Here is a 13,048-nt window from a genome sequence, read left to right as displayed (position 1 = left end):
TGGGTACATACGATTAATTTGATTTACATTATTGATGGATTCTTCCGTTCCCCGCCTGAGAAGGTCGGGAACTGGAAGTTTATTTAAAATGAAATTTTTAATTACTAACTTATAAATCTGAATTAGCATGAGAAAGAATGTATTAATTGGCTGTGCCTTGGTTTTGGCAATGTGCGTACAAGCACAATGGAAACCAGTAGGTGATAAAATCAAGACACAATGGGCGGAGCAAATCAATCCGAAAAATGTGCTGCCCGAGTATCCGCGTCCTCAAATGGAACGGGCCGATTGGGTGAACTTGAATGGCGAATGGGATTATGCTATAAAACCAAAAGGTGAAGTGGAGCCTGCTTTATTTGATGGAAAAATATTAGTACCGTTTGCAGTGGAGTCTTCCTTGTCCGGTGTGCAGAAAGAGGTCGGTGAAAATAATGAATTATGGTATAAACGTTCGTTTACAGTTCCTTCTTCCTGGAAGAATAAAGACGTGATGATAAACTTCGGGGCAGTGGATTGGAAAGCCGATGTTTATGTAAATGATATTTTGATAGGTTCACATAAAGGAGGATTTACTCCGTTTTCTTTCAATATTACTCCTTACCTGAATGGCACAAGCAATCAGAAACTGGTGGTTCGCGTTTGGGACCCGAGCGATAAAGGTTACCAGCCTCGCGGCAAACAAGTGTCAAACCCCGAAAGTATCTGGTATACTCCGGTAACCGGTATCTGGCAAACCGTATGGTTGGAACCGGTTGCAACAAATCATATCCAGTCGATCAAGGCTATTCCGAATATTGATACGAAGACTATGTCTGTAACGGTTGCTACTTCTGTAGAGTGTCCGGCCGGTATTGTGGAAGTTAAATTGATGGATAAAGGAAATGTAGTTGCTACAGCTAAAGGTGTGCAAGGAAAAGAATTGCGTTTAACAGTGCAGAATCCTACTTTGTGGAGTCCTGCGAATCCATATTTGTATGATATGAAAGTTTCTTTGTCTAAGAACGGTAAAGTGATAGACGAAGTAAAATCTTATACCGCCTTCCGTAAAATCTCTGCAAAGAGAGATGCAAACGGCATCATGCGTATGCAGCTGAATAATGAAGATTTATTCCATTTTGGTCCGTTGGATCAGGGTTGGTGGCCTGATGGTTTATATACGGCTCCTACGGATGAAGCTCTTCTTTATGATATTATCAAAACAAAAGACTGGGGCTTTAATATGATCCGGAAGCACGTAAAGGTAGAACCTGCACGTTGGTATTACCATTGTGATAAGGAAGGTATCTTGGTTTGGCAGGATATGCCTAGCGGTGATCATGGCTCTTATATGTGGGAACATCATGTGTATAATGGTGGGAAAGACCATGAACGTACCACCGAATCGAAAGACAATTATTATCAGGAGTGGAAAGAAATCATGGATCTCTGTATGTCTAATCCATCTGTAGTTGTATGGGTGCCTTTCAATGAGGCATGGGGACAGTTCGATACTGAAAAAGTGGTTGACTGGACTAAATCTTACGATCCTTCCCGTTTGGTGAATCCGGCAAGTGGCGGCAACCATCGTCCTTGTGGTGATATACTGGATTTGCATAACTATCCTGCACCCGATATGTTCCTGTTCGATCCGCAACGTGTGACTGTGTTAGGCGAATACGGTGGAATCGGCCTTCCGATAGAAAATCATTTATGGTGGAATAAACGTAACTGGGGTTATGTACAGTTTAAGAACAGTGACGAAGTAACTGCCGAATATGTAAAATATGCAGATCAATTGAAAAATTTGGTTCCGAGAGGATTCTCTGCTGCTGTATATACACAAACAACAGATGTGGAAGGCGAAGTGAACGGTTTGATGACTTATGACCGTAAGGTTATTAAGATTAATGAAGCTGCCGTGAAGAAAGCTAATGAAGCTGTTATTAATTCTCTGTCCAAGTAAATAATGCGAATCAGTAGTTAAAGTAGTTATCTCTCGTTTCACTCGTTAGAAGTTAAGTAGTTAAGAGTTTTTCTATTTGACTACTTTTACTACTGATTCACATAAATAATGAAATGACTCATATATCATCTCCTGTGATACCTGTCAAACGGATCACTTCAATTGATGCACTGCGCGGTTTTGCCCTTATGGGAATTATGTTGCTTCATTGTATGGAGCGTTTTGATCTGACGTTGGTTCCGGTTGTAGAAAATCCATTCTGGCAGCAGGCGGATACGTTTGTGTTTGATGCTCTTAATTTCCTTTTTTCGGGAAAGTCGTATGCCATGTTTTCCCTTTTGTTCGGACTGAGTTTCTTTATGCAGATGGACTCTCAGGCATCGAAAGGAGTTGATTTCAGAGGACGCTTTTTGTGGCGCTTGGCATTATTGCTTGTTTTCGGATATATTAACGGCCTTATCTATCTCGGGGAATTTTTTGCAGTTTATGCCATATTGGGCGTTTTGCTTATTCCGCTTTATAAGGTTCCGACACGTTGGCTGATTGTATTGGCGGTATTGCTGTTTTTGCAGATTCCGGCTATTGTTAGTTTTGTTTCCCTACTTGAAAACAATGTGCCGAATGAACCAACTCATGCTGTTGCGTATATGAATCATTTGTATGAGGTTTGTGCCGGTATTTTCATTGACGGATCATTATGTGATGTGATAGACTTCAATCTTTGGAAAGGTCAATATGCCAAAATCCTGTGGGTCTTTAATAACTTCCGTTATTTACAGTTGCTCGGACTATTTATTGTAGGTATGCTCATTGGCCGTGCAGGAATCCATAAGAGTGAAGAAAAGATGATTAAATATAGTCGTTTATTGCTTCCTTATGCTGTTGTATGGTTTGCCATGTTTTACACGATTGCTTATTCTTTACAGAAAATGGGAGTAGACGGCTTTGCTTTGCAGGTTGGAAAAACGATGTTTAAAACATATGGAAACCTGGGGCAGATGATGATTTATTTTTGCGGGCTTACTTTAATATATTACCAATATGGAGGTCGTAAAGTGCTGGATTATATAGCTCCTGTTGGCCGTATGAGTGTGACAAACTATATGGCGCAAAGTATGGTTGGAGTCGTTATATTTTATGGTTTTGGCTTGAATGGTGCTGTGGAATTGAACTATTTGCAAAGTGCTCTTGTTGGGATTGTTTTTTGTATGGTACAGGTATTTTATAGTAACTGGTGGATTAAGCATTTTTATTATGGTCCGATAGAATGGATTTGGAGAGTACTTACCTGGCTCCGCCCTGTACCGTTGCGTCGGAAATAGCATAAACTGTTTTTACCGGATCATCCCGGGCATTTATAAAAAAGATCCCGATGGTTTTTCAAAATCATCGGGATCTTTTTTTATTCTCATTTTACGATTTTAATTAATGAATGGATTACCTTCCAGATTCCAACAATCTGTTTTTATTTCTTTGGACAGGTTTACATCTACCGTTTTCGATTCTCCCGGATTTAACCAGAAGAAGTTTTCCGAAACAATCAAACGGTATTCATTTTCCGGACATTGGATATTTACGCCTACAGCCGGAAGTTTACCAGTGTTAGTTATTGTTATCCGGTTACCTGAACGTTCGGTAGCAAGAGTTGTGCGGGGAAGATTGAACAGGCTGCCTTTTTGTACTTCAAAGTTCATAAAGTAAAAGGTGCGAAACAGCAGTTTGTCTTCTGACCTGACTTCGGAAACGAATAACAGGGCAGGCGAACGGGTTTGATCCGTATCCAGGTTGAGTGATCCTAATTGATTGACTTCTTTTTGATTATCCTTTCCTTGGAATGACTCTTGTTTAATCAATGCCAGTGTATGATTATAACAGGATATGTTTATTTCCCAGCTTTTTCCTTTTAAATCGAGATTGTCGTCTAACAGAAATACAGGGAGGGATACAGCTTGGCTGGACATATTTGTTTGATTAAACAGAATAACAGAAGCCAAAGGTGCAAAAGAATTCTGCACAAAATAATGAATCGGTTTAATCGCTCCGAACCAGTCTACAGCAGCCCATGAGGCGGCAGGGTAATTATCGTTTAGTTTATAATATAAAGCGCCTGACGATTCAGGCCAACGTGTACGGGCTCGTTCTAATGTATGACGGACAGCAACTACTTGGGCGAGCTGCGAGCCGGTAATGAAATGATCTATTGTGTTATCGGGCATCAGATAGCCGGAATACTGGGCTAGTCTCTGTAAATCGCTTGCTATACCGAAAATAGGGGTATGGTGGACAAAATCGCTCTTTTGTCCGAGAGGCCATACGTTCTTTTCCGAATCGGAAAGATATTTCATTACACTTTCTTTTTGAGGTAGAGAGGCAATACCAAATTCACCCCAGAAGGGCGATGTCATGTTCAAGGCATGGTTCAGGTGTGCCCTTTCCCACCAACAATAATAATTGTGTGTACTTCCTCCCCAGGGTTCTCCCCGGTGGAAAGGCCGTGTGCCGTCAAGTTCTATACTTGTTCTTCCAATCATGTCTATTGCTTCTCCGAATGGTGCCGGCGATTCGTTCCCTCCGCCGTACATAACAAGACAAGGATTGTTGCGAATGCGTAAAGTGTTTAGTTCGACAGTTTCTTTCAGTACATTGTATGGTTGGGTGAGGTGACTGTCCCAAGCTGTTGGCCATTCTTGGATTATCATGATTCCGTATCTGTTGCACAGGTCATAAAAATCGTCTGTTTCGGGAATACCACCGCCCCAGGCTCGAAGCATCTGTATATTTTGCTGTTTGGCAATAGAAAGCAGGTGATCGTATTTTTCTCTGGGGAAGTCCATAAGTTGGTCCATGGTACACCATCCGGTACCTTTTACAAACATAGGTTTATCGTTGATGACGAAAGTCCAGTTGTATCTGTCCGGTGATACGCCCTCGGGGGATGGAGCCATTTTGATTGTCCGGATACCGAAAGAAGTCTCAGCATAATCTGCAGTCCCCTGGTTGTCGGGTACGAAAGATATTTTTAATTTATAAAGATTAGGATCTCCTTTTCCGTTGGGCCACCATAGGCGGGGATTCTTGATCTTAAAATCAAAACAAACTGTTTCTTCTTTTCGGGACGAAGCTATTTTGTAGTCAAAGGATGTTTCTTCTCCTTCAAAATTGTCAGGAAGAACGGAAACTTTTAAAGTACCTTTGGGCTTATCTGATGCACTTCTGAGAGTTAGCTGAAGTGACATGTCTCCATCCAGGCTACGGGTGGCAATAAAAGGATGCTCTATTTCTACACTGGCATGGTTCTTTATATAGACAGGGCGCCATATCCCTAAAGACGGAATTCGCGAGTAATGCCATCCGTATACACAGTTAAATACGACGGTGTTTCTCCAGCTTGTGTTAGATAGCGTACTGTCGTTCTCTTCAAATATGCGGGGGATAGGCTCCAGTTTGACGATAAGCGTGTTTTTTTCTTTTAATAACTTATTGACATCAAAGAATGGACCACCAAACATACCTTCGTGATTGCCTAATTTTACTCCATTCAGCCAGACCGTACATTTATTTGCAATGCCGTCGAATATCAGACGGGGAGCATTTAGTTTATCCGTGATGGAAAATTCTTTTTTATACCACCAGGCCGCTTCATAGCTTTGTCGTGTGGCAATAGAATCATTTTGCCTGAGGTAAGGATCCGGTATTATCCCCGCTTTCCATAGGCTTCCATGCACACTGCCCGGTACTGAGGCTGTGATGGCATCGGACCAGTTTCCTCCCAGCCTTTCTTTTTCATTACCGCCTTTTGCTAATTGCCAGTTACCGTTAAGCATCAGGTCTTTTGTGGGCTGGCTGTGTATAATTGCCTGAGGCTTGAGGGTGACAGATATACCTGCTTTTTGAAAAGGTTTATACTGTGCATTGAAGCTTTCCCTGTCTATCTCATCCATTGACTTCTGGGCTTGTACAGATAGTACTGTTGCACAGAGCAACATGAGTATTACATTCGGTTTTTTCATTATGTGCGTGGTCTATAATGTTCGGTAAATGAAATGAATGACGAAGGTATATTTTCTAATTTAAAAAACAAATAGTTAAAGAGTTATTAAGAAGTTTTTTATTAGCGCTCTTCCTTATAAGTCAATTATAATGTGTAAATTTGCAAACTAAACAATATTGAAGGAATGAAATACAATACAGAAGAAAAGAGATTGGCGTTGCCGGAATATGGACGTAATATCCAAAATATGGTGGACTACTGTGTCTCTATTCAGGATAGGGAAGAACGTAAACGTTGCGCTAATACGATTATAAATATTATGGGAAATATGTTCCCGCACCTACGTGATGTAAATGACTTTAAGCATATTCTTTGGGATCATCTGGCAATTATGGCCGATTTTAAGCTGGATATTGATTATCCGTATGAAATCGTGAAGAAGGAAAATCTTTATTCACGTCCTCCACGTATTCCGTATGGCAATTCACGTATTCGCTACCGTCATTACGGAAAGACATTGGAACTGATGATTCGCAAAGCGACTGAATTTGAGAATGGAGTAGAGCGTGACCAGCTTATAAAATTGCTGGCAAACCAGATGAAGAAATCTTTCCTTACCTGGAATAAAGAATCAGTTGATGATCGTAAGATTTTTAAAGATCTCGATGAGTTGTCCAGTGGTGAGATTGTTTTGGATGAAGAGGTGCATAAACTAACAGAGAGCCGTGATATTCTGGCTCGTAACTCTAATAATAGTAAGAAAAACTATACGCGCAAAAGCCGATGAGCTCATTTGTTATAGAAGGAGGCTATAAACTATCCGGAGAAATTACTCCCCAAGGTGCTAAAAATGAGGCTTTGGAGGTGATTTGTGCAGTCTTGCTTACCTCGGAAAAGGTGACTATTCATAACATTCCTGATATATTGGATGTAAATAACCTGATACAACTTTTACGGGATATGAATGTGAAAGTGGAGCATCCAAGTGCAGATACTTACACTTTCCAGGCAGATGATATTGATCTGGATTATTTGAAGACGGATGACTTTTTGCGTAAAAGCGCCTCTCTTCGTGGTTCGGTTATGATTGTTGGTCCGCTGGTTGCCCGTTTTGGCAAGGCTATGATTCCGAAGCCGGGCGGCGATAAAATAGGCCGTCGTCGTTTGGATACGCATTTTGTAGGTATTCAGAAATTGGGGGCTTGCTTTAGTTATGATGCCGAACGTCAATTGTACGAAATAGAGGCATGCCGTTTGAAGGGTGCTTATATGCTTCTGGACGAAGCTTCTGTAACCGGAACTGCAAATATCCTTATGGCAGCAGTGCTGGCAGAAGGAGTGACCACTATTTATAATGCAGCCTGCGAGCCCTATCTTCAGCAACTTTCGGCTATGCTTAACCGCATGGGAGCCCGTATATCGGGGGTTGGATCCAATCTGTTGACTGTTGAGGGCGTAGAGTCTTTAGGTGGAACTGAACACCGCATACTGCCCGATATGATTGAAGTTGGCAGTTTTATTGGTATGGCTGCCATGACAGGGTCTGACATTACAATAAAAAATACAGGATATGATAAATTAGGAATTATCCCCGAATCTTTTCGCCGTTTAGGTATTCAGGTTGAACAGCAGGGTGATGATATTTATGTTCCTACACATGATTCGTATGAAATTGATACATTTATAGATGGTTCTATCATGACAATTGCAGATGCTCCCTGGCCTGGCCTTACGCCGGACTTGCTGAGTGTTTTTCTTGTTGTGGCGACGCAGGCGGTAGGCAGTGTGCTTATCCACCAGAAGATGTTTGAGAGCCGTTTGTTTTTTGTAGATAAACTGATCGATATGGGAGCACAAATTATATTATGCGATCCTCACCGGGCGACGGTAATCGGGCTGGGAAACCGTTTTAAGTTGCGTGCTGCAACAATGGTATCTCCAGATATTCGCGCGGGTATTGCATTGCTGATTGCTGCCATGAGTGCGGAAGGAACTAGTCGTATTCATAATATCGACCAGATAGACCGTGGATATCAGAATATAGATAAACGATTGAATAACATAGGTGCCCGGATTACCCGGCTTTAAAGATAACATGCCATGATAAGGGAAGAAGAGGTTTTTAAGATAGGACAGTTTGCTAAACCGCATGGTATTAAAGGGGAACTGGCCTTGGTTACAAACAGTGATGTCTTTGATGATGCAGACGATCCTTATATTGTTTGTGATATTGACGGCATTCTGGTTCCTTTCTTTATCGAGGAATTTCGCTACAAAAGTGATAATGTGGTTTTGTTGAAGTTGGAATGCGTCGACAATGAAGATGCTGCCCGGGAGTTTGTCAACAGGGATGTTTATTATCCGTTGGATGCGGTAGGCGATGACGATCTGGCCGGAAATATGACGTGGGATAGTTTTATCGGTTATACCGTGGCAGATGAACATCTGGGAGAACTGGGGGAGATATCGGATGTTGATGAAAGTACGGTTAATGTACTTTTCAAAGTGGACTATAAAGGGAGAGAACTTCTTTTCCCGGCTGTGGAAGAATTGATAACAAGTATAAATCATGCGGATAAACACATCGTTGTTTCTCTTCCTGAGGGCTTGTTGGATTTGTAAAGTGAAGAAAAGGACATGGCATCAAAAAAACAAAAGAAGAAAAATACTAAATCATTCTGGCACCGGATTCGTTTCAAATACAAACTTTCCTTTTTCAATGAAGGTACATTGGAGGAAGTTTGGTCTTTCCGGCTGTCTCAGCTTTCTGCATTTATGACATTAGGAGTGTTTGCATTTTTTCTTGTAAGTGTGACAGCACTGATTATCATTAAAACGCCTATTCGAAATTATCTTCCGGGCTATCTGGATGTAGAGGTTCGTAAAGAAATTATGCAGAATGCTTTGCGTGCGGATTCTTTGGAACGGATGATGGCTATACAATCCCTGTATTTAAAAAATGTAGTAGGTATTCTAACAGGAACTGCTCCTATTGATTCTATCCGTGAGATTGATTCGTTGGCACATGCCAATGCCGATTATAATATTCCCCGTAGTAAAGAAGAAGAAAAGTTTGTCAAGAATTTTGAGGAAGAAGAAAAATATAACCTGGCAGTGCTTAATCCGAATCCCGTTCCTACGGACGGAATCTTTTTTTATAAACCGGCAAACGGAATTGTCTCTTCTCATTATGAGACGGATATCCGGCATTTTGGGGTGGATATTGCATCATCCCCAAAAGAAAGTGTATTATCCACACTGGACGGAACGGTTGTTTTTACCGGGTATGATCCCAATTACGGAAATGTAATACAAGTACAACATAAGAATGGATTTCTTTCCATTTATAAGCATAATGAACTTCTTTTAAAGGAAACAGGAGATCATGTCGTAGCAGGCGAAGCCATTGCTTTGGTGGGGAATACTGGTAAATTATCAACAGGACCCCATTTGCATTTTGAGCTATGGTATAAAGGGAATCCGGTCAATCCTGAAGAATATATAGCATTTTAATTATCCATGAAAAGACAATTAGCAATATTGGGTTCCACGGGATCTATCGGAACCCAGGCTTTGGAAGTAGTGAGCGAGCATGCCGATCTGTTTGAGGTATATGCCCTGACTGCTAATAATCAGGTGGACTTATTGATTAATCAGGCACGTAAGTTTATGCCTGAAGTGGTAGTAATAGCTAATGAACAAAAATATCCGGAACTGAAAGAGGCGCTTGAAGACTTGCCTATCAAAGTATGGGCAGGATCGGAAGCAATAGCACAAGTTGTACAGGCAGAACCTATAGATATGGTTCTTACAGCTATGGTGGGATATTCGGGTTTGAAACCTACAATTGCCGCTATTAAAGCCGGTAAAGCCATTGCTTTGGCTAATAAAGAAACTCTGGTTGTTGCCGGCGAATTGATTAACAGTCTGGCTACCGAGCATAAAGTACCTATCTTGCCGGTCGATTCCGAACATTCAGCTATTTTCCAGTGTTTAGCTTGTGGGTATGATAATCCGCTGGAGAAGATACTTCTGACAGCATCGGGCGGACCATTCAGAACAAAGACATTGGATGAATTGGCCCATGTTACTAAAGCACAGGCCTTAAAACATCCTAACTGGACAATGGGGGCAAAGATAACCATTGATTCTGCTTCAATGATGAATAAAGGCTTCGAGATGATTGAAGCGAAATGGCTGTTTGGTGTGTCGCCGGATCAGATACAGGTTGTTGTTCATCCGCAGTCTGTTATTCATTCAATGATACAGTTTGAGGATGGGGCGGTTATTGCACAGTTGGGCACTCCGGATATGAAGTTGCCTATTGCTTATGCATTTTCTTTTCCGAAGCGCATGAAAAGTATGGCTCCGCGTCTGGATTTCAGCCAATATTCGACACTTACATTTGAAGAACCGGATATGAAGCGTTTTCGTAATCTGGCGTTTGCTTTTGAGGCTGTCGGAAAAGGTGGAAATATGCCTTGTATATTGAATGCGGCAAACGAAGTGGTTGTTGCTTCTTTTTTGCGGGATGAAATAGGTTTTCTTCAGATGAGTGATATAATTGAAAAGACAATGGAGCGGGCTACTTTCGTTGCAGCACCTTCTTATGAAGATTATGTAGCAACAGATGAAGAAGCCCGGCGTCTTACGGCTTCTATGATAAAATAACAAGAACAATTTAATAACAGAACAGATAATAGATGGAAACATTTTTGATTAAGGCGTTGCAACTGATTCTGAGCTTGTCGATTTTAGTGTTGGTACACGAGTTCGGGCATTTTATTTTTGCCCGGATATTCAAGGTGCGTGTGGAAAAGTTCTACTTGTTCTTTGATCCGTGGTTCTCACTCTTCAAATTTAAGCCAAAGAACAGTGATACGGAATATGGTATCGGTTGGTTGCCGTTGGGAGGGTATTGTAAAATATCCGGTATGATTGATGAAAGTATGGATAAAGAGGCGATGGCCCAGCCGGCAAAACCGTATGAGTTTCGTTCCAAATCAGCCGGACAGAGATTGATGATTATGGTAGCCGGAGTGCTATTCAACTTTTTGTTAGCGTTGTTCATCTACTCGATGGTTCTTTTCACATGGGGAGATACCTACTTGCCATTAAAGAACATGAAAATGGGTATGAACTACAGCGAAACTTTCCAGGAGATAGGTTTTCGTGATGGTGATATTTTATTAAAAGCCGATGATGTTGATCTGGAACGATATGACGAAGCGGCTTTCCGTGCGGTGGTAAATGCAAAAAATGTAACTGTTTTGCGTGATGGCGTGGAAACTGTTATTGCTATGCCGGAAGATATGATACAGCGTGTTATGCATGATAAAAAGGGGTTTGCAGATCCATTCCGTATACCTATGATTGTCCGCGAAGTGGAATCTGGAAATACTCCTGCCGCAATTGCAGGCCTGCAGCCAAAAGATAGCATCGTTTCTATTAATGGAACGTCTGTCCCTACTTTTGATGATGCATCTAAAATATTGGCTCAGAATAAAAATAAGGAGATAGAACTGGGCTTTTTCCGTAACGGTCAACTCCAAAACCTTACGCTAACAACGGATTCGGCAGGCAAATTAGGTGTGTTCATTATGCTTCCGCAAGATCTTTATCAGACGGTAACACGTAAATATGGTTTCTTCGAATCTTTCCCTGCCGGTATTATGTTGGGTGTTAATACGCTGAAAGGGTATATAAGCGATATGAAGTATGTCTTTACAAAAGAAGGTGCTTCTAACCTGGGCGGATTCGGTACAATAGGTGGACTGTTTCCTTCCGAATGGAACTGGCGTTTGTTCTGGGAACGTACTGCATTTCTTTCAATTATTCTGGCATTTATGAATATCCTGCCTATTCCGGCTTTGGATGGAGGACATGTGATGTTCCTTCTTTATGAGGTAATCGCACGTCGTAAGCCAAGTGATAAATTCCTGGAATATGCGCAGATGACAGGTATGGCTATTTTGTTTGCTTTGCTGCTCTATGCAAACGGAAATGATATATTCCGGTTCTTTATAAAGTAGAATAATATATTAGCGTGCCCTGAATACCGTCTCTGTGTGCCACAAATAAATACAGTAGACGGGATAATTTAAAACAACAAGCCTGCCAGTTTATCATCACCGGCAGGCTTGTTGTTTTAAAAAAGAGATATAGTCTGTTTATTTATTTAGTTGCATTGATAGCATCTAGTATTTTCTTAGAGTTTGCATCGCCGGGAGTAATGGCCAGAGCTTGCTGGATAAAATCTTTGGCTTTTGCCATATCTGCATCGGCTGCTGCTTTGGCTGTCTTATATTTATCCGGTTCCGAGGTTGCTAGGGGAGTTGCTTCCTGCAGGGCTTTTGCAGCTTTGTTGTAATACATAACTCCTGCACTGTAAAGGGCATTTGTCTTGTATTTTTTGTTTGACACGGTCAATACATCTTTGAATAGTTCTTCTGCCTGGTCATATTTACCGGCTTTTTGTGCTGCTTGACCCGATTTAATGCAATATACATACAATAATTTTTCCAGATTGCCACGCTTGGGATTGTTTTCAGGTATGGCTTTCATGCCCTCTTCTACGGTAGCTGTGAATTCGGCAGCTTTGTTTTGGTCGCGTAAAGCCATCGCTTTTCCCAGATAAGCATCGTCAATATTGTATTTGTATTTAATGGCCATGTCAAAGAATTTGGCTGCTTCTGCCGGTTTCTTTGCCTGGGTAGCAGCAAAGCCGCAGTTGTAAATACGTACTGTATCCTGGTAATTGGTTGCTTCCAGATACTTGCTGTAGTTTGTCACTACATTTGCATAATCTTTAGCTTTTAAGGCAGCATCACCTGCTTCTCTGAATTTGTCGGCATCTTGTGCAAACATATGTCCGGCACTAAGGCATAGAGCCAATAATAAAACAATTTTCTTCATGATAATAAAATATAGTTTGAAATGTTAACGTAGGCTAAGGTACTTAGTGCAGGTAGAGGAACAAAATATTTTGCTATTTTTTAAAATTCTATAAAGATAATTGAGATTATCGAATACGCGTTTGCCAGATTGGTTATGGTAATATGCAATTATCCCTGCATATCTCTTTCTATGGTAATATGCAGGGATAATAAATAAGG

The 13,048-nt window shown here is 41.1% G+C and carries 10 protein-coding genes; 8 read left to right on the top strand and 2 right to left on the bottom strand.

Features of this window, described 5'->3' with window-relative positions:
- Positions 1–127 precede the first annotated feature (127 nt).
- The gene (locus tag CTY47_RS02535) at positions 128–1,942 is read left to right on the top strand and encodes a glycoside hydrolase family 2 protein (protein ID WP_099463271.1); all 1,815 of its coding nucleotides are present in this window, start codon (positions 128–130) and stop codon (positions 1,940–1,942) included.
- 113 nt (positions 1,943–2,055) lie between these two features.
- A complete protein-coding gene (locus CTY47_RS02530) occupies positions 2,056–3,264 on the top strand; it encodes a DUF418 domain-containing protein (RefSeq protein ID WP_099463270.1) in 1,209 nt (402 codons plus the stop codon).
- A gap of 99 nt (positions 3,265–3,363) precedes the next feature.
- Here CTY47_RS02530 and CTY47_RS02525 read toward each other — a convergent pair whose 3' ends face one another.
- Complete coding sequence (locus tag CTY47_RS02525) at positions 3,364–5,952, bottom strand: glycoside hydrolase family 2 protein (protein WP_099463269.1); 2,589 nt, start codon at positions 5,950–5,952, stop codon at positions 3,364–3,366.
- A gap of 165 nt (positions 5,953–6,117) precedes the next feature.
- Between CTY47_RS02525 and CTY47_RS02520 the strand changes: the two genes are divergently transcribed.
- From CTY47_RS02520 to rseP, 6 genes are read left to right on the top strand one after another with little or no spacing between them, the layout of a single operon-like run.
- Entirely contained in the window at positions 6,118–6,720 is a 603-nt protein-coding gene (locus CTY47_RS02520) for a DUF4290 domain-containing protein (RefSeq protein ID WP_099463268.1), read from the top strand.
- Positions 6,717–8,021 carry a UDP-N-acetylglucosamine 1-carboxyvinyltransferase gene (gene murA / locus CTY47_RS02515; RefSeq protein WP_099463267.1) on the top strand — a complete coding sequence of 435 codons (1,305 nt, stop codon included), beginning with the start codon at positions 6,717–6,719 and terminating at the stop codon, positions 8,019–8,021. Before CTY47_RS02520 ends, murA begins: the two co-directional genes overlap by 4 nt.
- Positions 8,022–8,033: 12 nt before the next feature.
- Positions 8,034–8,555 (top strand): ribosome maturation factor RimM, encoded by a 522-nt coding sequence (gene rimM / locus CTY47_RS02510; protein ID WP_099463266.1) that lies wholly within the window; start codon positions 8,034–8,036, stop codon positions 8,553–8,555.
- Between the two features lie 15 nt (positions 8,556–8,570).
- Positions 8,571–9,446: a M23 family metallopeptidase gene (locus CTY47_RS02505; RefSeq protein WP_099463265.1), complete on the top strand. Its 876-nt coding sequence runs from the start codon at positions 8,571–8,573 to the stop codon at positions 9,444–9,446.
- Between the two features lie 6 nt (positions 9,447–9,452).
- Complete coding sequence (locus CTY47_RS02500; protein ID WP_099463264.1) at positions 9,453–10,604, top strand: 1-deoxy-D-xylulose-5-phosphate reductoisomerase; 1,152 nt, start codon at positions 9,453–9,455, stop codon at positions 10,602–10,604.
- A 32-nt stretch (positions 10,605–10,636) separates the two neighbouring features.
- Positions 10,637–11,965 (top strand): RIP metalloprotease RseP, encoded by a 1,329-nt coding sequence (rseP, locus tag CTY47_RS02495; protein ID WP_099463263.1) that lies wholly within the window; start codon positions 10,637–10,639, stop codon positions 11,963–11,965.
- 142 nt (positions 11,966–12,107) lie between these two features.
- Here the strand turns inward: rseP and CTY47_RS02490 are convergent, their stop codons facing one another.
- On the bottom strand, positions 12,108–12,848 hold the full coding sequence (locus tag CTY47_RS02490) for a tetratricopeptide repeat protein (RefSeq protein ID WP_099463262.1): 741 nt from the start codon (positions 12,846–12,848) through the stop codon (positions 12,108–12,110).
- Positions 12,849–13,048: the final 200 nt, after the last annotated feature.

Source organism: Parabacteroides provencensis (assembly GCF_900232875.1).
Lineage (GTDB): Bacteria > Bacteroidota > Bacteroidia > Bacteroidales > Tannerellaceae > Parabacteroides > Parabacteroides chinchillae.
The sequence above is the reverse complement of the archived record's forward strand: the minus strand, read 5'-3'. Positions and strand labels throughout refer to the sequence as shown.